Genomic DNA, 23,344 nt, shown 5'->3' with positions numbered 1-23,344 from the left:
TGCCGGTGGCAGGTACTACGCGAAGGCGCTGTGAACCCCTCCCTGGGCGCTACCGATTCCTTCCCTGGAATCGGACCTTCGCTTCGACCTGCCACCGGTGCTCCTTGTACCGGCGAGAATCATGGTGGTGGATGCAGAGGCTTTTACTTATCGAGCATCGGCAGGTCGAGGCCGTTCTCGCGAGCGCACTGCTTGGCGATGTCGTAGCCGGCGTCGGCGTGACGCATCACCCCGGTCCCCGGATCGTTGCGCAGCACCCGGCCCAGGCGGACGTGGGCGTCGTCCGTACCGTCGGCGACGATCACCACCCCGGCGTGCTGGGAGTAGCCCATGCCCACGCCGCCGCCATGATGCAGGGAGACCCAGGTGGCGCCGCCGGCGGTATTGAGCAGGGCGTTGAGCAACGGCCAGTCGGAAACGGCATCCGAGCCGTCCTGCATGCTTTCGGTCTCGCGATTGGGGCTGGCGACCGAGCCGGAGTCCAGATGGTCGCGGCCGATCACCACCGGCGCCTTGAGCTCACCGTTGGCGACCATTTCGTTGAAGGCCTGGCCGAGGCGAGCGCGGTCCTTGAGACCCACCCAGCAGATACGCGCCGGCAACCCCTGGAAGCTGATGCGCTCTCGGGCCATGTCCAGCCAGTTGTGCAGATGCGGTTCGTCGGGAATCAGTTCCTTGACCTTCCGATCGGTCTTGTAGATGTCCTCCGGATCGCCGGAAAGCGCCGCCCAACGGAAGGGGCCAATGCCCTGGCAGAACAGCGGCCGAATGTAGGCCGGCACGAAGCCGGGAAAGTCGAAGGCGTTTTCGACGCCCTTTTCCATGGCCATCTGACGGATGTTGTTGCCGTAGTCGAAGGTGGGCACACCCATCGTCTGGAAGTCGAGCATGGCCTGCACGTGTACCGCCATGGACTGCTTGGCGGCCTCGACCACGACCTCGGGCTCGCGCTGACCGCGCTCGACGTATTCCGCCCAGGACCAGCCGGCGGGCAGGTAGCCATGCAGCGGGTCGTGGGCGCTGGTCTGGTCGGTGACCATGTCCGGCTTCACTCCGCGGCTCACGAGTTCGGGCAGGATATCGGCAGCATTGGCGCACAAGCCGATGGAGACCGCCTTGCCCTCGGCGGTATAGCGCTGGATACGGGCCAGGGCATCGTCGAGGTCGTCGGCCTGCTCGTCCAGATAGCGGGTACGCAGACGGAAGTCGAGGCGCGATTGCTGGCACTCGACGTTGAGCGAGCAGGCACCCGCCAGGCTGGCGGCCAGCGGCTGGGCACCGCCCATGCCGCCGAGGCCGGCGGTGAGAATCCAGCGACCCTTGAGATCGCCGTCGTAGTGCTGGCGGCCCGCCTCGACGAAGGTTTCGTAGGTACCCTGAACGATGCCCTGGGAGCCGATGTAGATCCACGAGCCGGCCGTCATCTGGCCGTACATCATCAGGCCTTTCTTATCCAGCTCGTTGAAGTGCTCCCAGTTGGCCCAGGCCGGCACCAGGTTGGAGTTGGCGATCAGCACCCGCGGGGCATCCTTGTGGGTCTCGAAGACCCCCACCGGCTTGCCGGACTGCACCAGCAGGGTCTGGGTATCCTCCAGGCGCCTGAGCGTCTCGACGATGGTGTCGTAGCACTCCCAGTCGCGGGCGGCGCGGCCAATGCCGCCATACACCACCAGCTCATCCGGGCGTTCGGCCACGTCCGGGTGGAGGTTGTTCATCAGCATGCGCAGCGGCGCCTCGGTGAGCCAGCTCTTGCAACTGCGCTCGACCCCGGTGGGAGCGGCAATCTTGCGGGAAGGATCGTGGCGGCCGGCGTGCCGACGCGTGTCGTTGGGCGACATGGACTGTCTCCTCTCGGTTCGGTGTTGATCGGGTCGAGCACGAAGCTCGTCAATCGTCCTGGGTCAGCAGATGAACCAGACGGGCCGCCGCTCGGGCAGTGCGGCCATCGATATCCAGGGCGGGGTTGAGCTCTGCCAGGTCGGCCAGGCGCAGCTTGCCGCTGTCGCGCACCGCCTCTACCAGCGGCTCGAGCAAGGCGAGCGAGACGCCGCGGGCGGCGGGCGCACTGACTCCAGGCGCCTCGGCAGCGGGCAGCACGTCCAGGTCGATGGTCAGGTAGAGGTGGTCGCAGCGCATCATGAAGCGCTGCACGTCTCTGATGATCGGCTCGAGACGCCGAGCATCGATGTCACGATCCTCGCGGACCAGCGCCCCCAGCTCGGTCGCACGCGAGAACAGTGCCCGGGTATTGGCGGCGCGGCTCACCCCCAGGCAGGCATAGCGGAACGGCCAACCGCGCCGGGCGCAGTCATCGGCGATCTGAGCAAAGGGGGTGCCGGAGGAGCGCACATGCGCCGGGTCGCGCAGGTCGAAGTGGGCATCGAGGTTGATGATGCCGACGCGCGGTGCCGGATCGTGGCTGGCCTGCAGATGACGGGCCAATCCGCACCAGCTGGCATAGGCCACCTCGTGGCCACCGCCCAGCACGATGGGCAGATGCTCAGCCTCGAGCAGTGGAGCCAAACGGTCGGCGAGACGCTGCTGGGCGGCCTCCAGGGCATCGCCCTCGCAGCTCACGTTGCCCGCCTCATAGGCCGGGCCGGTACGATGCCAGGCCAGCGGCCCCAAGGCCCGACGCAGTGCATTTGGACCCGCCGCGGCGCCGGTGCGCCCCTGGTTGCGCGCCACGCCCGCATCGCTTTCGAAGCCCAGCAGTACACAGCCCGGTGCCGCCCCCTCGGTCAGCGGCTGGATTTTCTGGTGCCAGCGATCACTGCCCGGCTCCGGGTCGGTGCGCCCCTGCCAGAGCGACATGTCGATGGTGGTTTCAGTTGCCATGGGTGAGCTCTCCCTGGAACAGACGCTGACGCAGACGACCCGGCTGTACCGCATAGGCCAACCCGGCCGGCGATTCGACGTTCCAGAGGCACAGGTCGGCCTCGGCGCCCTCGCGAATCCGCCCCTGCCCGGCAAGTCCCAGCGCGGTCGCGCCATGGGCGGTCATGCCGGCCAGCGCTTCCTGCGGTGTCAGCCGGAACAGGGTGCAAGCGAGGTTAAGCATCAGGGTGGGCATGAACAGCGGCGAACTGCCCGGGTTGGCATCGGTCGCCACCGCCATGGGGACGCCGGCTTTACGCAGTGCCGCAATGGGCGGCTGCTGCGTCTCGCGCAAGGTATGGAAGGCGCCCGGCAGGATCACGGCGACGCTGCCGGCTTCGCGCATGGCAGCGATGCCGGCCGCGTCGAGATACTCGATATGATCGGCGGACAGGGCCCCATGACGGGCCGCCATGGCAGTGCCGCCCAGGTTGGAGAGCTGCTCGGCATGGGCCTTGATGGGCAGACCATGGGCCTCTGCCGCTACGAAAACCCGCTCGCACTGCGCTACCGAGAAGGCGATCTTCTCGCAGAACACATCCACGGCATCGGCCAGGCCCGCCTGGGTGGCGGCCGGAACCATCTCCCGGCATACCAGATCGATGTAACCGTCGCTATCCCCCTTGAATTCCGGCGGCAGAGCATGGGCCCCCAGCAGGGTGGTCACCACACGTACCGGCAGTTCCTCGCCGAGGCGTCGCGCCACGCGCAGCATCTTCAGTTCGCTGGCCACATCCAGGCCGTAGCCGGACTTGATCTCCACGGTGGTCACACCATCGGCGATCAGCGCTTCCAGGCGCGGCCTGGCCAGTGCCAGCAGTTCCTCCTCGCTGGCCTCGCGGGTCGCCCGCACGGTGCTGAGGATGCCGCCGCCGCGCCGAGCGATCTCCTCGTAGCTGGCCCCTTCCAGACGCGCCTCGAACTCGTCGGCACGTCCACCGCCGAAGACGAGATGGGTGTGGCAATCCACCAGACCGGGGGTCATGACGCCGCCGCGCCCCATGTCACTGCAGCCTTCGACCAAGTTCTCATCGGCGTCACGCATCGCCACCAGGGAGGCGATCCGCGTCCCCTCGGTGACCACCGCCATCGGTTCCGGCAAGGTGCGCAGACCATCGAAGACCCGGACATCTCGCCACAAGCGACGCTTGGAGGTGCTGTTCGGCATGGAGGACTCCTCCGGAAAAGCTTAATGTATATACAATTAAGCCTAGCCCCGAGAAGGTCGTCAAGCCGTCAGCATTCGCTGAAGTTGGCTTTCGGCATTCCGTAACGAGCCCGAACTTCTGTTTAAAATTACTAAAAAACAAAAGATTATATAAAAACCATCAATGCAGGCTCGATGGGCACGCCTCTACAGTTTAGACCAATGTCTAGTCGCCGACGCTGGGCGGCGGCGATGTGAACGCTTACCTTAATGTATATACATATGTAAACGGATCGCCGATCCCGATTCAGTCACCACACTACCGGAGGCGTGCCCATGAACACTCCGAACGCTCAGACACGGCAGAAGCCTGGCACTGCAACGTTTCTCAAGCTCTTCCTACCTAGTGCCCTGGGCATCCTGATCTTCTTCGTCCCCGTCGAACTCGGCGACCGCCGAACCATTCTGCTCGATCACATGGTGACCGGCGCTCGCAACTTGCTGGGTGACGCCAGCGGGCTCTACGCCCTGGCGCTGATCGTAGCCGGTGCGGCCTATCCTCTGTTTCGGGGCTACTGGAACCGCAACCTCACCGAACGCATCTTCACCGTACTGAAGGTAGCCGGGGTGGCCGCCGCGCTGATGGCCTTGACAGGCTGGGGGCCCGCCTTCCTGCACGAGCCGGACATGCTGCCCTTCCTGTTCGACAAGTTGGTAATTCCGGTGGGGCTGATCGTGCCCATCGGGGCAATCTTCCTAGCGCTGCTGATCAGCTACGGTCTGCTGGAGCTGATAGGCGTTCTGGTGCAGCCGGTGATGCGGCCCATCTGGCGCACCCCGGGTCGCTCGGCCATCGATGCGGTGGCCTCCTTCGTGGGCAGCTATTCCATCGGACTGCTGATCACCAACCGGGTCTATCAGGCTGGTCAGTACTCAGCGCGGGAGGCTGCCATCATTGCCACCGGGTTCTCCACGGTTTCGGCGACCTTCATGATCATCGTCGCACGCACTCTGGATTTGATGGCGGTATGGAACCTCTATTTCTGGCTAACACTGCTGATCACCTTCGTCGTCACCGCCGTGACCGTGCGCCTTCCGCCGCTCTCTCGCATGGATGACAGCGCGGAAGATGGCGAACCGCAAGCGGTCCCTGGTAAGCGGCTGACCACGGCCTGGCAGACGGGCCTGGAAGTGGCCGCCAAAGCTCCCTCGCTGCAGCGCAGCGTGGCGCTCAATTTCAAGGAAGGGCTGCTGATGGCCATCAGCATCTTGCCGTCGATCATGTCGGTGGGCCTGCTGGGACTGCTAGTCGCCAAGTACACGCCGCTGTTCGAGTGGCTGGGCTGGTTCTTCTATCCATTCGTAGCCGTGTGGGGCGTAGCTGACGCCGCGGCACTTGCCCAGGCATCCGCCGCAGGGCTGGCCGAGATGTTCCTGCCGGCATTGCTGATGGCAGAGGCCGAGTTCGCGGCACGCTTCGCCGCTGGGGTCGTGTCGGTTTCCGCCGTACTGTTCTTTTCGGCCTCCATTCCCTGCATCCTCTCCACCAGCATCCCGCTGTCGGTGGGACGCATGCTGGCGGTGTGGTTCATTCGCGTAGCGCTGAGCCTGCTGCTCGCTGTGCCCACCGGCCATTTGATTCAGGCACTGGCCGGCTGAGCCGTCCTCCGGCGGAAAAAAAGAGCGCGAGACCGGGGGTTCCTGGCCTCGCGCTCTTGCACACGGGCTTCACGCACTCAGGAGGACTGGCGATGCACCGAAGAGCGCAGCTTGTAGCGGTTGCCGGGGTGCAGAAGCCGGGCGTAGCTGATCAGCTGCTCGCCTGACCAGGTGCGCCGGACCATGCTCAAGCAGGGCGTGACGGTGTCGATGGCCAGCCACTCGGCAGTCCGGGCATCGACCAGCACCGCCTCGACGATATGCTCGACATCGGTGATCGGACAGGCCTTCACCAGTACCTCGTTAGGGGTGTGCCGCGAGAAGTCGGTTTCCAGATAGTCCGGCACCCAGCGCGGGTTGACGTAGCGATTCTCAAGCTGGATAGGCGTGTCGTCCTCCCGGTGCACCAGCAAGGTGTGGAAGACGCGGCTACCGAGGCGCACGCCCAGACGAAGCGCCACCTCATCATCCGCCTCGATGGCTTCGCGGGTCAGTACCTCGTTACCGTAGCGATGCCCCCTCGAGCGCACCTCTTCGGCGATGTTGTACACCTCGACCAGTGACGATTCCGCCTTGCGATCGGTCACGAAGGTCCCCAACCCCGGCTGGCGCGTCAGGTAGCCCTTCTGCACGAGGTCGCGAATCGCCTTGTTGGCGGTCATGCGGCTGACCCCGAAATCGCGGGCCAACTGTTCCTCCGGTGGAATTTGGTGATGGGCCGGCCAGTCGCCGCTCTGAATCTTCTCCAACAGGTGCTGCTGTATCTGCTGATAAAGCGGGGGTGCACTCGCCATGGGGCATCCTGTCGCGGTGAGTTGATTGTCTATACAGCCAGTGTACCTGGCCCACGACGTCCAGCCACCCCGGCCAGAGGGTGGCATTGAGAGCCTTCACGCCTTTCCACCACACCGAACTGACGCCGCACAAAAATTTGACCATCCGGAAAAACATGGTCTAGGGTCTACTTTACCGACTGGTAAAACACAGCCAGAAGCGCACAACAACAACAGGAGCGCTGATCGATATGCTGACCCGCCCGGAAGCCCTGGCGCTGAAAACAGCGTCGCCGCAAGAGCTGGACGAATTCTCCCGGCGTGCCGCCCTAGTGCGCGACGAGCACTGGGGCAAGACGCTGACCTACTCGCGCAAGGTCTTCGTTCCCCTCACCAACATGTGCCGCGATGATTGCGGCTACTGCACCTTCGTCCAGAAACCGGGTTCGCCCAACGCGCGGCTCATGACCCCGGATGAGGTCATGGCCGTGGTCAGGAAAGGCGAGCGGCTGGGCTGCAAGGAGGTGCTGTTCAGCCTCGGCGAAAAGCCGGAGCTGCGCTATCCGGAGGCCCGCGAGGCCCTGGCCAGGCTCGGCCACGTGAGCATGATCGACTACCTGATCGAGATGTGCCGGCGCGTGCTGGACGAGACTTCGCTGCTTCCCCATGTCAACGCCGGCACGCTCTCCGATGAAGAGGTCGCCCGTCTCAAGCCGGTCAGCGTCAGCATGGGCATGATGCTGGAGAACGTCAGCCGCCGACTTCTGCAGCGCGGCCAGGCCCATTACGCCTGCCCCGACAAGGTGCCGACCCAGCGCCTGCGCACGCTGGAGCGGGCCGGCCAGCACGACGTCCCCTTCACCACCGGCATCCTCATCGGCATCGGCGAGACCTGGGAAGAGCGCGTGGACAGCCTGCAAGCCATCCACTCCCTTCATCGCCATTACGGCCATGTCCAGGAAGTGATCGTGCAGAACTTCCGCGCCAAGCCGGGAACGGCCATGGCCAATCATCCCGAGCCCGACCTGGATGACATGGTGCGCACCCTGGTTCTGGCCCGCCTGATGCTGGACCCCGCCATCAGCCTGCAGGCGCCTCCCAATCTCGAGTCGCGGTTCGCCGCCTACATCGGTGCCGGCATCAACGACTGGGGCGGCATCTCGCCGGTGACCATCGACCACATCAACCCGGAACGCGCCTGGCCCCAGATCGAGGCTCTGCGCCAGGCCACCGCGCGCTGCGGCTACGACCTCGAGGAGCGCCTGGCCGTCTATCCGCGCTACCTGAAGGAGCCGCAGCGCTTCCTGGCCGCCCCCCTCGCCGAACGGCTCGACGACATCGCTCGCGACGACGGCCTGGCACTGCAGCAGTGCGTCTAAGACCGCGACCCAGAACAGGAGACACCCAATGACGACAACGACAGCACAGCTCCGAGCGTTCGATCGCCAACCGGCAGAACTGGCCAGCCACCGAGTGAGTCGCCAGACGCGGCACATGCTGGAGAGCGTTCTGGCGGGGCAGGAGCTCAGCGAGGCTGACGCGGTACACCTCTTCCGGGCCGAAGGAGCCGACCTGGACGCCCTGACGGCCACCGCCGACGAGATTCGCCGGCGCCGGGTGGGCGACGATGCGACCTTCGTCATCACCCGCAACATCAACTACACCAACGTCTGCTACATGGGGTGTCGTTTCTGCAACTTCGCCAAGCGCAAGGACGACCCCGAGGCGGAGTTCTTCGACCTCGACGAGATCGTGCGCCGCGCTCAGGAGGCCTGGGACCGGGGCGCCACCGAAGTGTGCATCCAGGGCGGCCTGCATCCGAACGTGCCGGGCCACTTCTACCGGGACATGCTCAAGGCCATCAAGCGAGCCTTGCCGGACATGCACATCCACGCCTTCTCGCCCTTCGAGATCTGGTTCGGCGCGCACAAGAGCCGTCTCTCCTACCGCGATTTCATTCGCGATCTGGTGGACAACGGCCTGGGCTCGATGCCGGGTACTGCCGCCGAGATCCTCGATACCGAGGTACGCAAGCAGCTGACCCGCGACAAGCTGACCACCGACCAGTGGGTGGAGATCATCTCCACGGCCCACGAGGAAGGCCTGCCCACCACCTCCACCATCATGTACGGCCATATCGACGGTCCCGAGCACTGGGCGGCGCACATCGCCCTGCTCCGCGACATCCAGAAGCGCACCGGTGGATTCACCGAATTCGTGCCGCTCGGATTCGTGCACTACAAGACGGCCCTGTTCCTCGAGCACGAGGGCGTGCGCCCGGGCCCGACACGGCTCGAGCACATTCGCATGCATGCAGTGGCACGCCTGATGCTCGACGGCTGGATCGACAACATCCAGGCCTCCTGGGTGAAGCTGGGCCCGGAGCTCGCCCGCCAGATGCTGGCGGCCGGGGTCAACGACCTGGGCGGCACCCTGATGAACGAGAGCATTTCGCGAGCCGCCGGCGGCCAGCACGGCCAGGAGATGCTGCCCGAGGAGATGGCCGACATGATCCGCGAGATGGGTCGCCGCCCGGTTCGCCGCAACACCCTCTACCAGACGGTAGAGACCTTCGACGAACTCGCCGCCACGCCACCCCTTCGCCGCGCCGTTGGAGGCCTGGCATGACGCCCCGCGTCACCCTGCTGGCCGGCGGCGTGGGCGGCGCCAAGCTGGCCGAAGGGCTGGCGGCCGTCTGCTCGCCCGAGCGGCTGTCGATCATCGGCAACGTGGCCGACGACCAGGAGTTCCACGGCCTGTGGGTATCGCCGGACATCGACACCCTGACCTACAGCCTGGCGAACCTGATCGACCGACGGCAGGGCTGGGGCTTGGCCGACGAGAGCCACCGGGTGCTGGCGGGTCTCGAGCGCCTCGGCTGCGAAACCTGGATGTCGCTGGGCGACCGGGACATGGCGACCCACATCTTCCGCACCCAGCTGCGACGCCAGGGCGTTCGCCCCAGCGCCATCGCCCAGCGCATCGCCGAGTCGCTGGGCGTGGGCATCGACCTGCTGCTGCCCACGGACGATCCGCTGCAGACGACGGTGAAAACGCAGCAGGGCTGGCTGGCGTTTCAGGAGTACTTCGTCAGGGAGCGCTGCCAGCCCGAGGTTCTCGAGGTGCGTTTCGAGGGTGCCGCCGCGGCACGCCCGACCCCCGAGGCCCTGGCAGCCATCGAGACGGCCGAGGTACTGCTGATCGCCCCCAGCAACCCCGTGGTCAGCATCGCCCCCATCCTCGCCGTGCCGGGCATCCGGCGTGCCGTCGAAACCTCGCGCGCACTGCGGCTCGCGGTCTCGCCGCTGATCGGCGGACGCACCGTCAAGGGACCGGCGGACCGCATGCTGACCGCCATGGGCCATGCCTGCAGCAACCGGGGCGTTGCCGCCTGTTACGCGGGACTGATCGACGGCCTGGTGATCGACGAAAGCGACCGCGCCGACCGCACCGCCCTGGAGACCGAGGGAGTGACGGTGTTGACCACGGACACGCTGATGACCCACGCCGACGAGAAGGCGCGCCTGGCCGAGGAAACCCTCGCCTTCGCCGCCGCTCTGCGCCGCGAGGAGGTCGAGGCATGACCACGAAACCGCTGATCGTCATTCCGGTCAAAGCCTTCGGCCTGGCCAAGAGCCGACTGGGGGACACCCTGTCACCGGACCGCCGCTCGGCCCTGGCGCAGCGTCTGTGCCAACGCACCCTGTCCTTTTTCGCCCGGCACTTCCCCGAACACGACCGGCTGGTGGTCACGGCCTCAGCAGCGATCGGCCGACTGGCGAAGCACCACGGCGCCATGGTCCTCGAGGAACCGGCAGCCGATGGACTCTCCCGGGCGGCAGGTCGTGCTGCCGAATGGGCCCGCCGGCGCGGCTATGCGGCCCAGCTGCTGATCCCCGCCGACATCGTCCAACTCGACGCGCGGGAAATCCGTCGGCTGCTGGCGGCCCACCAGGTGCGCCCGTACGCGGTGATCTGCCCGGCCAGCGACGGCGGCACCAATGCCCTGCTGACCTCGCCGCCGGATGCCCTGCCGTTCCGTTTCGGCCCCCGCTCCGCCGAGGCGCATCGCGAGGCGGCCCTGCGTCGGGGGCTGGACTGTCGGGTACTGACACTGCCCCACCTGCGCTTCGATCTGGATACCCCCACGGACCTCGACACCCTGGACACCTTGATCCGGCATCACGGCGGCGAGACGCCGCAGGAGCTCAAGACGCTATGGAAACTGTGCACGACACCCACCGGGACGACGTCATGGCCGGCCTGGCCGACGACGCTTTGATGGACGGCGGCATCGCCCTCCGTGCGCTGCCGGGCATTCCCGACATCCAGCCGGGCGATGACCTGGCCGAGGTGCTGATCGAGAGCCTGCGGCGCCGCGCCATGACCCTGCGCGACGGGGACATCCTCGCCGTCGCCCACAAGGTGATCTCCAAGGCCGAAGGGCGCGTCGTGGCCCTGGCCGACATCACCCCGAGCGCCGAGGCCCACGAGCTTGCCGAGCGGGTCAACAAGGATCCGCGCAAGGTGCAGGCCATCCTCGGCGAATCGACGCGCGTGGTGCGCGCCATGAAACGTCCCGATCAGGAGGAGGGCACCCTGATCGCCGAACACCGCCTGGGCTTCATCTGCGCCAACGCCGCCGTGGATGAATCCAACGTCGGCGCCGCGGACACCGTCATTCTGCTGCCCGAGGATCCCGACGCCAGTGCGCGCCGGCTGTGCGAACGCCTGGAGGCCGCCTTCGGGGTACGCCTGGGCATCGTGGTCACCGACACCTTCGGCCGCCCCTGGCGCATGGGGCTGGTCAACGTGGCCATTGGCCTGGCCCGGGTCCCCGCCCGCATCGACATGGTGGGCGAGCGCGATGCCTTCGGCCGCGTGCTCTCGGTGACCATGCCGGCCCTGGCCGACGAGCTGGCCGCCGCCTCGGGCCTGGCGATGGGCAAGAGCGACAAGACCCCGGTCGTGCTGTTCCGCGGCATCGACTGGCAACCCGAAGAGAGTTCGGCAAACGAACTGATCAGACCAAAACAAGAGGATCTGTTTCGATGAGCATTGCAATTCTTGGCGGTACCGGCCCCCAGGGCCGAGGGCTCGCCCTGCGTTTCGCCCGTGCCGGCACGCCGGTGGTGCTCGGTTCCCGCGATGCGGCTCGCGCTCAGGGCATTGCCGACGAGCTCAATGTGCAGCTCGACGGAGGGGCCGGCATCAGCGGCAAGGCACTACGCGACGCGGTAGCGGCCGCCGATGAGATGGTGATCCTGGCCGTTCCCTACGCCGCCCACGATGCCACCCTCGAGGCGATCCGCGACCTGCTGCCCGGCAAGATCCTGATCGACATCGTGGTGCCACTGGCCGATGGCGACCCGAAGAAGGTGAACATGCCCGACGCCGGTTCGGCCACCGAGGCCGCCCAGGCCCTGCTCGGCGAGGCGATCCCCGTGGTCGGCGCCCTGCACAACGTCTCGGCGGCGACCCTCAATCAACTGGATCACCCCATCAACTGCGACGTCCTGGTGTGCGGCAACGACCTGGCAGCCAAGGAAAAGGTGATCGAGCTGATCCGCCAGCTCGATGTCGCCGCCTACAACGCCGGCCCTGCCGTCAACGCGCGCTGCATCGAAGCGATCACCCCGATCCTGATCCGCCTCAACATCTCCAAGAAGGTTCCCTTTACCCATGCGGGTATCCGTATCTGGGCGCCCAGCGCCTGAGATACCCCTCGAAACGGCAACATCCAACAAGCACAACACGAGGAGACAACCATGGAATTCGGCATCTGTTTCAAGGGCTTCGTCAGCCCCGATCGCGCCCGCAAGCTGGTCAAGCAGGCCGAGGAGGTCGGTTTCGACTACTGCTGGTTCTACGACTCGCACATCCTGTGGCGGGAGTGCTATCCGGCCATCGCCATGTGCATGGAGCACACCACGAAGATGCGTTTCGCGCCCTGCGTCACCAATCCCAATGCTCGGGACTGGTCGCTGGCGGCCAGCCTGTTCGGCAGCCTGGCCAAGCAGAGCGGCGGCCGCTTCGATATCGGCCTGGGGCGCGGCGACAGCTCGGTGCGCGTCATGGGCAAGAAACCCGCCCCGCTGGCGCGCGTCGCCGAGTTCACCCACAAGGTCAAGGCGATGGTGCGCGGCGAGGAAGTGATCTACGGCGAGTGCCCGGAACCGGTCAAGTTCCCCTGGGCCGAGGGCTACGAGCTGCCCGTGCACATCGGCGCCTACGGCCCCAAGGCCCTGAAGACGGCCGGCGAAGTGGGCGACGGCGTCATCCTGCAGATCGGCGACACCTACCTGGTCGAATGGCTGGGCAACCAGGCGCTCAAGGCGGGCAAGGAAGCCGGTCGCGACATGTCGGACTACAAGGTCGTCGTCGCGGCTCCCGCGTACTTCGGCGACAAGGAGAGCTGCATCGAGGCCACCAAGTGGTTCCCGGCCATGGTCGGCAACCACGTGGCCGATATCGTCGAGAAGTACGGCACCGACAGCGGCCTGGTGCCCAAGAGCCTCACCGACTACATCGAGAAGCGCAAGGGCTACGACTACTCCAAGCATGGCCAGAGCGACAACCCCTATCTCGACTTCATCACCCCCGAGATCGTGGAGAGTTTCTGTGTCCTGGGCCAGCCCGAAGACCATGTGGCCAAGCTGCAGAAGCTTCAAGAAGCGGGCATGACCCACTTCAACATCTACCTGGATAACGGCGACGAGGAGAACATCATCGCCCAGTACGGCGAGCATGTGATTCCGCGCTTCCGCCGCTGATCCACCGAGCCGGTGGCTGCGCCACCGGCTCCCCTTCCAAGACGACGTGCACGGGCTACCCAGCGTGAGCCCCTCAGGGCCCCTGTGTACCCATCACGTCACTCCGGCACGCTAATGACGCAGACGAGGACGACATGAACGACATCCGCATCGACAAACAGCGTTTGTGGGACAGCCTGATGGAAATGGGCGAGATCGGCGGCACCGAAAAGGGCGGCTGTTGCCGCCTGGCGCTGACCGACCTGGACAAGCAGGGCCGCGATCTCTTCGTGAAATGGTGCGAAGACGCCGGCTGCAGCATCACCGTGGACAAGATGGGCAACATCTTCGCCCGCCGTCCCGGTCAGGACGATTCGCTGCCCCCGGTGGCCGTGGGCAGCCACCTGGACACCCAGCCCACCGGCGGCAAGTTCGACGGCGTCTTCGGCGTGCTGGCCGGCCTGGAGATCTTCCGCACCCTCAACGAACGGGGCATCGAGACCCGGACGCCGCTGGAGACGGTGATGTGGACCAACGAAGAGGGCTCGCGTTTCCCGCCCGCCATGGTCTCTTCTGGCGTGTTCGCCGGCGCCTTCGATCTGGAGTACGGCCTGAGCCGCGCCGACCTCGACGGCAAGACCATGGGCGAGGAACTCGAGCGCATCGGCTACGCCGGCAGCGCCGAGGTGGGCGGACGCCCCTTCAAGGCCTTCTTCGAGGCGCACATCGAGCAGGGGCCGATCCTCGAGGACGAAGGCAAGCAGATCGGTGTCGTCACCGACGCCCAGGGTCAGCGCTGGTACGAGATCACCCTCACCGGTCAGGAATCGCATGCCGGTCCCACGCCGATGCCCAGCCGCCGCGATGCCCTGCTGGGCGCCGCGCGCATCGTCGACATGGTCAACCGTATCGGCATGGACAACCAGCCCAACGCCTGCGCCACGGTGGGCCTGATGCAGGTCTTCCCCAACTCGCGCAACGTCATTCCCGGGCAGGTGTTCTTCACCGTGGACTTCCGCCACCCCGATGCCGAGGTGCTGGAGGCCATGGACGCCGCGCTGCGCGAGGGAGCGGTGCGCATCGCCGAGGACATCGGGCTGGAGATGGACTTCGAGCAGATCTGGTACTCGCCGCCCGTGCCCTTCGCTGAGGACTGCGTGGCCTCGGTGCGCAAGGCGGCGGAGGCGCTCGGACTCAGCCATCGCGAGATGGTCAGCGGCGCCGGCCACGATGCCTGCTACATCGCCCGGGTGGCCCCCACCTCGATGATCTTCGTCCCCTGCGAAAAGGGCATCAGCCACAACGAGCTGGAACGCGCCGACGCCGACGATCTGGCCGCCGGCTGCAACGTCCTGCTCCAGGCGGTGCTGGAACGTGCCCAGGCGTGATGGCCACTCGATCGAGCCCAGGAGAACGACAATGCGACTAGCGGTGATGCGGGAACGCCACCCCGGGGAGACCCGGGTGGCCCTGACCCCCGCCAACGTATCGACCCTCACCGGCCTCGGCTGCGCGGTGTTCGTGGAAACCGGCGCCGGCGACGCCGCCGGCTTCGCCAACGACGGCTATCGCGAGGCGGGCGCCGAGATTCTCGAAACGCGCGCCCAGCTGCTCGACGCGGGCGAGATCGTCCTGTGCGTCGACGGTGCCCACGAGGAGGCCTTCGCCGACCTGCGCGCGGGCCACATCGGCATCGGCATGCTGGACCCCCTGAGCCGCCCCGAGCGTTTTCGCGGGCTGGCCGAACGCGGCATCACCAGCCTGGCGCTGGAGCTGGTGCCACGCATCAGTCGCGCCCAGAGCATGGACGCACTCTCCTCCATCGCCACCCTGGCCGGCTACAAGGCCGTGCTGCTCGCGGCCTGCCAGGCTCCGCGGCTCTTTCCCATGATGATGACGGCGGCGGGCACGTTGAATCCGTCGCGCGTCTTCATCATGGGGGCCGGGGTGGCCGGTCTGCAGGCGGCCGCCACCGCCAAGCGTCTGGGCGCCGTGGTGGAAGCCTACGACGTGCGCCCCGCCGCGCGCGACCAGATCCTGTCCGTGGGCGCCAAGCCCATCGAGCTCGATCTGGACACCTCTTCGAGCGAGGGCCAGGGCGGCTACGCCAGCGAGCAGGACGACGACTTCCTGAGACGCCAGCGCGAGCAGATGGCCGACGTCCTCGCCCAGCAGGACGTGGTGGTGACCACGGCGGCCATCCCCGGTGCCAAGGCCCCGATACTGATCACCGAAGCGATGGTGAAACGGATGAAGCCGGGGGCGGTCATCGTCGACCTCGCCGCCGAGCGGGGCGGCAACTGCGAGCTGACCCAGGCCGGCGAAATGCTCGAGGCCTACGGCGTCACCCTCATCGGCCCGACCAACATCGCGGCCAGCCTGCCTCACCATGCCAGCCAGATGTATGGCCGCAACATGGAGAACCTGCTGCGCCATCTGCTCGACGAGGAAGGCAGGCTGGCGCTCGACTTCGAGGACGAGATTCTCGACGAAACGGTGGTGACCCATGGCGGGGACGTGCGCGCGGCGCGCATCCGCGAGCGTCTGGCTCCGGCCCCCACGCGCGAAGAGGAGACGGCCTGATGGACATGCTGATCATGCAGATATCGCTCTTCGTGCTGGCCGTCATCCTGGGGGTCGAGCTGATCACCAAGGTACCGGCCACGCTGCACACGCCGTTGATGTCGGGCAGCAACGCCATCTCCGGCATCACCCTGGTCGGGGCCCTGCTGGCCGCCGGTTCCGGCGACGTCGGCGGCCTGTGGGTCTCCGTCCTCGGCATGGTGGCGGTCACCCTGGCCACCATCAATGTCGTGGGTGGTTTCCTGGTCACCAACCGCATGCTCCGCATGTTCCACAAGAGGTGATGCGCGATGAGCCTATCATTCGTCAATCTGTTCTATCTGGCTTCCGCGGTGCTGTTCGTCACCGGCATCAAGGGGTTGACCCGGCCGCGCACGGCGGTGCGCGGCAATCTGCTGGCCGCCATCGGCATGCTGGTCGCGGTCGTGGTGACCCTGCTGGATCGGTCGATCCTCTCCTACGGCTGGATTCTTGCCGGAGTCATCCTCGGCGGCACCATCGGGGCGCTGCTGGCCACGCGCATCCAGATGACCGCCATGCCGCAGATGGTCGCCCTGCTCAACGGCTTCGGTGGCGGCGCCTCGCTGGCCGTGGCCATGGCAAGCTTCCTGTCGACGAGCGGCCCCGTTGCCGCCACGGGCACCATCGGCCTGCTGGCCATCGGCCTGACCGTACTGGTCGGCGCGGTCACTCTGACCGGCAGCGCGGTGGCTTTCGGCAAGCTGCAGGAACTGCTGCCCGGCAATCCCATGGGGTTCAAGGGCATTACGCTGTTCAATGCCGCCCTGCTGGCCCTAGCCGTGGTGATCGTGGCCACCCTGGCCGGCGGCAACGGCGGCATCGGCTCGCTCTTGCTGCTGGCGACCATCGCTCTGGTGCTGGGCGTGACGCTGGTCATCCCCATCGGCGGCGCCGACATGCCCGTCGTCATCGCCCTGCTCAACGCCTACTCCGGCGTCGCCGCCGCCGCCGCCGGCTTCATCATGGGCAATACCGTGCTGATCGTCTCCGGCGCTCTGGTCGGGGCCTCGGGGCTGATCCTGACCCGGATCATGTGCGTGGCCATGAATCGCTCCCTGGCCGGCGTGTTGTTCGGTTCGCTATCCGAGGAGAGCGGCGAGGGCATGGATGCCGACGAAGTCTACGCCGGCAAGGTGAAGTCCTCTTCCGCCGAGGAGATCGGCATGCTGCTGGAGACCGCCCAGCGGGTGGTGATCGTGCCGGGCTTCGGACTGGCCATGGCCCAGGCCCAGCATGCGGTGAGAGACCTGGCCGATACCCTGGAGCGGCGCGGCGTGGAAGTGATCTATGGCCTGCACCCCGTGGCCGGCCGCATGCCGGGACACATGAACGTGCTGCTCGCCGAGGCCGAGGTGGATTACGACAAGATGCAACCCATGGAACAGGTGAACCCGCACTTCGCCCAGACCGACGTGGTCATCGTCATCGGCGCCAACGACGTCACCAACCCGATGGCGCGGGAGGACAAGGGCAGCCCGATCTACGGCATGCCGATCCTGGATGTCGACCAGGCGCGCACCGTGGTGGTGGTGAAGCGCAGCCTGAGTCCCGGCTTCGCCGGGTTGCCCAACCCGCTGTTCGCCAAGGACAACACCTTGATGCTGTTCGGCGACGGCAAGCAGGCGATCCTCGACCTGACCGGCTCTCTGAACGAAGCCGCCTGATCGTCGGCAGCCAAAGCGTCGAAAGGGGGCGTTGAAGCGCCCCCTCTCAGCGCTTCTCCAGCCCCAGCCCTTTCAGGAAGACGTGGGTCAGGAAGTCTCCGGCACGCTGGAAGTCTTCCTCGTCGAGCTCCCGCTTTCCCAGCGCCAGGCTGACCTGGGACGAGAAGTCGGCGTAGGTCTGGGTGGACGCCCAGATGGTAAAGAAGAGATGCTCCGGGTCGACCTCATCCATCCGCCCATCGGCGATCCATTGCCGCACCAGGGCCAGATCGGCCTCCAGTTGGGGCAGCAGATCCTCCTCGAGATAGACCTGCAGGTGCGTGGCGCCACTGATCACTTCGTTGGCGAACACCTTGGAGCCGTAGGGGCGTGTGCGGGACAGTTCGAGCTTGCCCCGTATGTAGTTCTCCAGCATCACGGCGGGCGTGTCGCCGGCCTGCTCCATCAGGGCCATCTTCTCGATCCATAGATCGAGCACGTGCTTCAAGACGTTCTGGTAGAGACTTTCCTTGGAGGGAAAGTAATACAGCATGTTCTGCTTGGAGAGACCGGCCCTTTCGGCAATCGCTTCCAGCGAGGCTCCACTGAAACCCTGTTCCGCAAAAACGACCTCTGCGGCATCGAGAATGCGCTGCTCGAGGGCCTTGCGATTGGCGGAACGGCGAGGCGGCTTGCGCCCGTCGGCTGGTTGACTCATGTGGCTCTCGACCGGGTTGTCGTGTGCCATCGCACCCAGCGGACGAGACGCCATCGCAAGCACGGATCGCCGCTCACGACTCTGCCAGAGTTCCGCAAGGAGGGGCACACCAGGGGGGCTGAAACGGCCGACAGGATACCGTCGCCCTAGCGCCGCGTCCAGCCGCTCAGTAGCGGCGGCAGGGCTTCGCAGTCATGAGCTGATCTGGCGACAACCCTAGTAGCGGCGGATGAGAAGCACTCCCAGGAACAGGAGCACCACGCCCAACAGCCTGGGCAGGGAGATGGAGTGCTGGGGAAAGCCCAGCGCACCGAAGTGATCGAGCAGCGTGGACGCCAGCATCTGTCCGGCCACGACGAGCGCCAGCAGGGTGGCAGCACCCAGCTTGGGCGCGAAGATCACCATGACGGTGACGTAAAAGGCCCCCAGTACGCCGCCGGACCAGCTCCAGGCAGGAATGTCGGCAAGCTGCTGCCAGTTGGGCACGGCGAGACGAGCCGTCACGGCCGCCCCCAGCAGTGCCAGGGTTCCCACCCCGAAGGAGATGGCCGCCGCCCACAGCGGATGCCCCCAGCCACGTGCCAGACCGGCGTTGATCCCGGCCTGCATGGGCAGCATGGCCCCGGCCGCCAGCACGATGATGAAGTGGAACCACATGCGACTCACTCCCTTGAAGCCTCGTCTCGGGGGGATGCCAGGTGTCGCTCCACCTGGCACCCTTCAGCCCCGGTTCATGGTGAAGCGATCATCCCGTCCTTCTGGCAGCTTGAGCGACGGCCGCCTTGTCGAAGCTGGCCAACAGCACGGCATAACCAAGAACGGCAACCCCCACGCCCACCACCGGCGGCAGCACCGGCGAAAAGTACGCCGCGCCCGACCCCAACGCATAGGCGCCCAGACCGATCCGATTGAAGTTCGGCAACTGCACTTCCGCGATGGGTGGATAATGGCCGCGATGACGCAGCCAGAAGTCGGCCATGATGACGCCACCGAAGGGCGGGATGAAGGTGCCCAGCAACACCAGGAAAGGGATCAGCATGTCGTACATGCCGAACACGGCCAGAAGCGTCCCGATCGCGGCCCCCAGCAGGGTCACCAGGCGGCGATGCCGGGTTCTGACCAGATTGCAGCCCGCTACCGCGAAGTTGTAGATGGTGTTGTCCTGGGTCGTCCAGATGTTGAGAAACAGCATCAGCACGGCCAGCACGACGAACCCTTGCGCGAGCATGATGTCGACGATGTCGGCCTGCTGATAGACGAGCGCCCCGAAGGCCCCGGTGACCACCATCAGACCATTGCCGACGCAGAAGGCCAGCATGGTGGCGATCACCGCAGTGGCGGGAGATTTGGCGAAACGGCTCCAGTTGGTCGCCTGGGTTCCGCCGCTGACGAAGGTACCGATGATCACCGTCACCGCAGCGGCAAAGGTCATCTCTTCGCTCGGCGTCTGCCCCAGCAGGCCGGCGAAGCCGCCCGCATCGGCGAGACCGGTGTAGAGGCTGATCAGGATGAAGAGCAGCATGGCGGGCACGGCGAAGCGTGACAGCCAGTCGAGGCCGCGATAGCCGATCATGGCGGTCAGGCAGAAGGCGATGCCGAAGAAGACCATCAGCGGCGTTTCGGACCAGGCGGGCAGGCCGGTGGTCTTGACCAGCACGATGGCGATCGTGGCGGTGCCCCACGCATACCAGCCGATCTGGGTGAAGCCCAGCAGGATGTCCGAGAGCTTGCTGCCGAGCTCACCGAAGCAGAAGCGCCCCATCAGCACGGAATTGAGTCCACTCTTGCAGGCGATGTAGGCCAGTGCCGAGGCATAGGCCCCCAGCAGCAGATTGCCCACCACGATCGCCCATAGCAGCTCGTCGAAAGGAAAGGCGGTTCCGATGCTGCCACCGGCCCACATGGTGGCCGTGAAGAAGGTAAAACCGAGCAGCACGACCGAGGTGGAAAGGAGCCCCTTGCGTGACTCCCAGGGCACCTCGCTCAGCGGGTAATCGGAATGCTTCATGACTGTCATCTCCTGTCGTTGTTGTTATCGATCCGGTTCTCGGCGAGTCAGGGTAAGGTGCCGCCGCCGGACGGCAAGACGAGACCGTATCACACCGGCATAAAGCAAGCTGGCGGGACCTCGTCCCGCCAGCTTGGCTCTCTGCACTCAGCGTTTTACCGGTTGTGGCTCGTTGAGCGCCGTTTGGCGGGCCACGGCCTCCAGAACCGGGGCGAAGGCTGGCCGCTTGACGTAGCGGCCGGCGCCACGTTCCGCGTTCAGCTCGCCGTTTCTCCACACCACCTTTCCGTGACTCAGGGTATGGGTGGGAATACCCTTCACGGTTCGGCCTTCGAAGATGTTGAAGTCGACGTTCATGTGATGGGTGTCGGCGGAAATCGTCCGGGTGCCCTGCGGATCCCAGACGACGATATCGGCATCGGCACCCTCCGAGATGCTGCCTTTGCGCGGATAGATGTTGAACAGTTTCGCGGTATTGGTCGAGGTGATCGCCACGAATTCGTTCAGGGTCAACTTTCCGTTGTTGACCCCCTCGTCCCAGAGAATCGCCAGACGATCCTCCACCCCGGCGGTACCGTTGGGAATCTTCGTGAAGTCGTCTTTCCCGGCGGCCTTCTGATCCCGGCAGAAGCAGCAGTGATCCGTCGCCGTGGTATGCAGGTTACCGCCCTGCAGACCGTTCCACAGCGCTGCCTGGTGTTCCTTGGAGCGGAAGGGAGGGCTCATGACGTGGCCTGCCGCGACGTCGAAGTCCTCGCTGCGGTAGACGCTGTCGTCGATGACCAGATGCCCCGCCAGCACCTCACCGTAGACCCGCTGTCCTGCCGAGCGGGCCCTGGTGATGGCATCCAGCGAGTCCTTGCAGGAGACATGCACGATATAGATGGGCGTGTGCATGGCCTGGGCAACCTGGATCGCCCGGTTGGCCGCTTCTCCCTCGACGAAGGGGGGACGCGACAGGGGGTGGGCCTCGGGGCCGGTCAGGCCCTTTTCCAGCATCTCCTGCTGCAGCTGGTAGACCAGCTCACCGTTTTCCGCATGAACGGTAGGCATGGCCCCCAGTTCCACGCAGCGCCGGAAGCTTTTCACCAGCGTCTCGTCGTCGGCCATGATGGCGTTCTTGTAGGCCATGAAGTGCTTGAAGCTGTTCACGCCATGCTCGTGCACCAGGGTCTGCATGTCTTCATGGACGGAGTCGTTCCACCAGGTGATCGCCACATGGAAGGTGTAGTCGGCCGCCGCTTTCTCGGCCCATTCGCGCCACTGATTGTAAGCGTCCAGGAGACGCTGACCCGGCTGGGGAATCACGAAGTCGATGATGCTGGTAGTACCGCCCGCCAGGGCAGCAGCGGTGCCGGTGTAGAAGTCATCACTGGCCACGGTACCCATGAAGGGGAACTGCATGTGCGTATGCGGATCGATGCCTCCCGGCATCACGTACTGGCCACTGGCATCCACCACTTCCGCGGAGGAGGGAACCTCCAGGTTCTCGCCGATGGCGGCGATCTTGCCATTCTCACAGTAGACATCGGCTTGGAAGGTATGGTCGGCGGTGACGACGGTGCCACCCTTGATCAAGACGGACATGGATCTCTCCTTACCTTTCTTGTGGATTGTTGCTTTGCGGTTGCAATTCCGGCGTCACACCGGCTGGCACGGGACTCGTCATGCGCATCAATGCCAGGTAGACGATGGCCCCGATGGCGACCCCGACGAACCAGGCATAGTTGTAGAGGGCCGAGAAGATGCCAGGCACGCTGTCCAGCAGGCCTGCCGCCGCCAGGAAACCGGGGAGGTTGGGCAATACCGCAATGACGAAAGCGATCCAGGCCATGGGATTCCAGCCATTGCCGTAGCTGTACCTGCCATTGCTCTTGAACAGATCGTCGTGAGACAGATCGGTCTTTCGCAGCAGCAGATAGTCGGCCAGCATGATCCCCGCCAGCGGGCCCAGCAGGGCCGAATAGCCGATCAGCCAGGTGAAGATGTAGGCGCCGGTGGTTTCGAGCAGTTTCCAGGGCATGATGGCAATGCCCAGGCCGGCCGTGATGTAGCCGCCCATGCGGAAGGAGATCTTGCCCGGCACCAGGTTGGCGAAGCCATTGGCGGGGGCGACGACGTTGGCCGCCAGGTTGGTGGTCACCGTGGCGATGACCAGCGCCAGCAGAGCAATGACGACGGCGAAGCCGCCCATGCGCTCGGTAATCGCCACCGGATCCCACAGCGCCTCGCCATAGATCACGATGGTGGCAGAGGCCACGGCCACGGCGATGAAGGCCAGAATCCCCATGGGGATCGGCAGCCCCAGCGCCTGGCCGACGAGCTGATGGCGCTGGCTCTTGGCGAACCGGGTGAAGTCGGGAATGTTCAATGCCAAGGTTGCCCAGAAACCGACCATGGCGGTCAGGCCCGGCCAGAAGGCTTGCCAGAATTCGCCTTCTCGGGCCCCGCCTTCTACGAACTCGGAAGGCGTCGACAGCATGGGGCCGAAGCCACCGGCCCTCGTGACCGCCCAGATCAGCAGGCCGAAACACATGGCGATCAGGAAGGGAGCCGCATAGGTCTCCAGGAAACGAATGGACTCGGTACCGCGTGCAATGAAGTAGACATGCATGCCCCAGGAAGCCAGGAAGCAGAGAAGCTGCGCCAGGTCGATGCCCAGCGCCGGTATCGGCTCTCCCACCAGGGCTCGATCGGTGAGAATGTTGAGAATCGCGTAGATGGCCGAGCCGCCTATCCACGTCTGGATGCCGAACCAGCCACAGCCGACGACGCCGCGCATCATGGCCGCCAGCTTGGCACCGGAGGTACCGAAGGAGGCCCTCAGCAGAACGGGAAACGGAATGCCGTGTTTGGCACCGGCATGGCCCAGCAACAGCATGGGTATGAGAATGATGGTGTTGGCCAGGAAGACGGTGAGCACCGCCTGCCACCACGACATCCCCTCGGGTATCAGGCTCGCTGCCAGCATGTAGGCCGGAACGCAGACCACCATCGATACCCACAGGCTGGCAATGTTCAACCAGGACCAGGTACGTTCTTCTCGCTCGACCGGTGCCAGGTCGGCATTCCATAGCTCGGCGCTATAACCGGCTTTCATCTTGGTTTTTTGTGTCGTTTCGCTCATGACTCAGCTCGCTGTATTGTTATTGTGATTTCCGGG

Annotated in this window: 21 protein-coding genes; 12 read left to right on the top strand and 9 right to left on the bottom strand. The window is 65.5% G+C overall.

Annotated features, from left to right (window positions below; all coding sequences use genetic code 11):
- Positions 1-143 precede the first annotated feature (143 nt).
- Genes hutU through hutI form a run of 3 tightly spaced genes read right to left on the bottom strand, consistent with a single transcriptional unit; the run spans position 144 to position 4,045 of the window.
- On the bottom strand, positions 144-1,838 hold the full coding sequence (hutU, locus tag GFD32_RS14215; RefSeq protein WP_163577262.1) for a urocanate hydratase: 1,695 nt from the start codon (positions 1,836-1,838) through the stop codon (positions 144-146).
- A 49-nt stretch (positions 1,839-1,887) separates the two neighbouring features.
- Positions 1,888-2,838: a formimidoylglutamase gene (gene hutG / locus GFD32_RS14210; protein WP_163577261.1), complete on the bottom strand. Its 951-nt coding sequence runs from the start codon at positions 2,836-2,838 to the stop codon at positions 1,888-1,890.
- Positions 2,828-4,045: an imidazolonepropionase gene (gene hutI / locus GFD32_RS14205; protein WP_163577260.1), complete on the bottom strand. Its 1,218-nt coding sequence runs from the start codon at positions 4,043-4,045 to the stop codon at positions 2,828-2,830. The genes hutG and hutI overlap by 11 nt, the downstream gene beginning before the upstream one ends.
- A gap of 315 nt (positions 4,046-4,360) precedes the next feature.
- On the opposite strand from hutI, the gene GFD32_RS14200 reads away from it, so the two are divergent.
- Positions 4,361-5,683 carry a YjiH family protein gene (locus tag GFD32_RS14200; protein ID WP_163577259.1) on the top strand — a complete coding sequence of 441 codons (1,323 nt, stop codon included), beginning with the start codon at positions 4,361-4,363 and terminating at the stop codon, positions 5,681-5,683.
- A 77-nt stretch (positions 5,684-5,760) separates the two neighbouring features.
- Here GFD32_RS14200 and hutC read toward each other — a convergent pair whose 3' ends face one another.
- Complete coding sequence (hutC, locus tag GFD32_RS14195; protein WP_163577258.1) at positions 5,761-6,477, bottom strand: histidine utilization repressor; 717 nt, start codon at positions 6,475-6,477, stop codon at positions 5,761-5,763.
- Between the two features lie 230 nt (positions 6,478-6,707).
- On the opposite strand from hutC, the gene cofG reads away from it, so the two are divergent.
- The 11 genes from cofG (at position 6,708) to GFD32_RS14140 (ending at position 17,476) form a co-directional block, all read left to right on the top strand.
- A complete protein-coding gene (cofG, locus tag GFD32_RS14190; protein ID WP_163577257.1) occupies positions 6,708-7,835 on the top strand; it encodes a 7,8-didemethyl-8-hydroxy-5-deazariboflavin synthase CofG in 1,128 nt (375 codons plus the stop codon).
- Between the two features lie 28 nt (positions 7,836-7,863).
- Positions 7,864-9,084, top strand: coding sequence for a 5-amino-6-(D-ribitylamino)uracil--L-tyrosine 4-hydroxyphenyl transferase CofH (gene cofH / locus GFD32_RS14185; protein ID WP_163577256.1), 1,221 nt, complete (start codon positions 7,864-7,866; stop codon positions 9,082-9,084).
- A complete protein-coding gene (gene cofD, locus GFD32_RS14180; RefSeq protein WP_163577255.1) occupies positions 9,081-10,040 on the top strand; it encodes a 2-phospho-L-lactate transferase in 960 nt (319 codons plus the stop codon). Before cofH ends, cofD begins: the two co-directional genes overlap by 4 nt.
- The gene (gene cofC / locus GFD32_RS14175; RefSeq protein ID WP_163577254.1) at positions 10,037-10,738 is read left to right on the top strand and encodes a 2-phospho-L-lactate guanylyltransferase; all 702 of its coding nucleotides are present in this window, start codon (positions 10,037-10,039) and stop codon (positions 10,736-10,738) included. Before cofD ends, cofC begins: the two co-directional genes overlap by 4 nt.
- The gene (gene cofE, locus GFD32_RS14170) at positions 10,675-11,511 is read left to right on the top strand and encodes a coenzyme F420-0:L-glutamate ligase (protein WP_240455663.1); all 837 of its coding nucleotides are present in this window, start codon (positions 10,675-10,677) and stop codon (positions 11,509-11,511) included. The genes cofC and cofE overlap by 64 nt, the downstream gene beginning before the upstream one ends.
- The gene (gene npdG / locus GFD32_RS14165; protein WP_163577253.1) at positions 11,508-12,173 is read left to right on the top strand and encodes an NADPH-dependent F420 reductase; all 666 of its coding nucleotides are present in this window, start codon (positions 11,508-11,510) and stop codon (positions 12,171-12,173) included. Before cofE ends, npdG begins: the two co-directional genes overlap by 4 nt.
- A gap of 51 nt (positions 12,174-12,224) precedes the next feature.
- Positions 12,225-13,229, top strand: a complete 1,005-nt coding sequence (locus GFD32_RS14160; protein WP_163577252.1) for a TIGR03842 family LLM class F420-dependent oxidoreductase — start codon at positions 12,225-12,227, stop codon at positions 13,227-13,229.
- Between the two features lie 134 nt (positions 13,230-13,363).
- The gene (locus tag GFD32_RS14155) at positions 13,364-14,596 is read left to right on the top strand and encodes a Zn-dependent hydrolase (protein WP_163577251.1); all 1,233 of its coding nucleotides are present in this window, start codon (positions 13,364-13,366) and stop codon (positions 14,594-14,596) included.
- 31 nt (positions 14,597-14,627) lie between these two features.
- Complete coding sequence (locus GFD32_RS14150; protein WP_163577250.1) at positions 14,628-15,791, top strand: Re/Si-specific NAD(P)(+) transhydrogenase subunit alpha; 1,164 nt, start codon at positions 14,628-14,630, stop codon at positions 15,789-15,791.
- A complete protein-coding gene (locus GFD32_RS14145) occupies positions 15,791-16,075 on the top strand; it encodes an NAD(P) transhydrogenase subunit alpha (RefSeq protein ID WP_163577249.1) in 285 nt (94 codons plus the stop codon). The genes GFD32_RS14150 and GFD32_RS14145 overlap by 1 nt, the downstream gene beginning before the upstream one ends.
- Positions 16,076-16,081: 6 nt before the next feature.
- Positions 16,082-17,476: an NAD(P)(+) transhydrogenase (Re/Si-specific) subunit beta gene (locus GFD32_RS14140; RefSeq protein ID WP_163577248.1), complete on the top strand. Its 1,395-nt coding sequence runs from the start codon at positions 16,082-16,084 to the stop codon at positions 17,474-17,476.
- A 46-nt stretch (positions 17,477-17,522) separates the two neighbouring features.
- Here GFD32_RS14140 and GFD32_RS14135 read toward each other — a convergent pair whose 3' ends face one another.
- From GFD32_RS14135 to GFD32_RS14115, 5 genes are all read right to left on the bottom strand, one after another.
- The gene (locus GFD32_RS14135) at positions 17,523-18,173 is read right to left on the bottom strand and encodes a TetR/AcrR family transcriptional regulator (protein ID WP_163577247.1); all 651 of its coding nucleotides are present in this window, start codon (positions 18,171-18,173) and stop codon (positions 17,523-17,525) included.
- A gap of 216 nt (positions 18,174-18,389) precedes the next feature.
- Positions 18,390-18,830 carry a DMT family transporter gene (locus GFD32_RS14130; RefSeq protein ID WP_163577246.1) on the bottom strand — a complete coding sequence of 147 codons (441 nt, stop codon included), beginning with the start codon at positions 18,828-18,830 and terminating at the stop codon, positions 18,390-18,392.
- Positions 18,831-18,918: 88 nt separating this feature from the next.
- Positions 18,919-20,181, bottom strand: coding sequence for a cytosine permease (gene codB / locus GFD32_RS14125; RefSeq protein WP_163577245.1), 1,263 nt, complete (start codon positions 20,179-20,181; stop codon positions 18,919-18,921).
- Between the two features lie 147 nt (positions 20,182-20,328).
- The gene (gene hydA / locus GFD32_RS14120) at positions 20,329-21,768 is read right to left on the bottom strand and encodes a dihydropyrimidinase (RefSeq protein ID WP_163577244.1); all 1,440 of its coding nucleotides are present in this window, start codon (positions 21,766-21,768) and stop codon (positions 20,329-20,331) included.
- Positions 21,769-21,778: 10 nt separating this feature from the next.
- The gene (locus GFD32_RS14115; RefSeq protein WP_163577243.1) at positions 21,779-23,308 is read right to left on the bottom strand and encodes an NCS1 family nucleobase:cation symporter-1; all 1,530 of its coding nucleotides are present in this window, start codon (positions 23,306-23,308) and stop codon (positions 21,779-21,781) included.
- Positions 23,309-23,344: the final 36 nt, after the last annotated feature.

Origin of the sequence: Halomonas faecis (genome assembly GCF_010993975.1) — a bacterium.
Classification (GTDB): Bacteria; Pseudomonadota; Gammaproteobacteria; order Pseudomonadales; family Halomonadaceae; genus Halomonas; species Halomonas faecis.
Note: the sequence above shows the minus strand (reverse complement) of the source record. Positions and strands in the feature narration are given on the sequence as shown.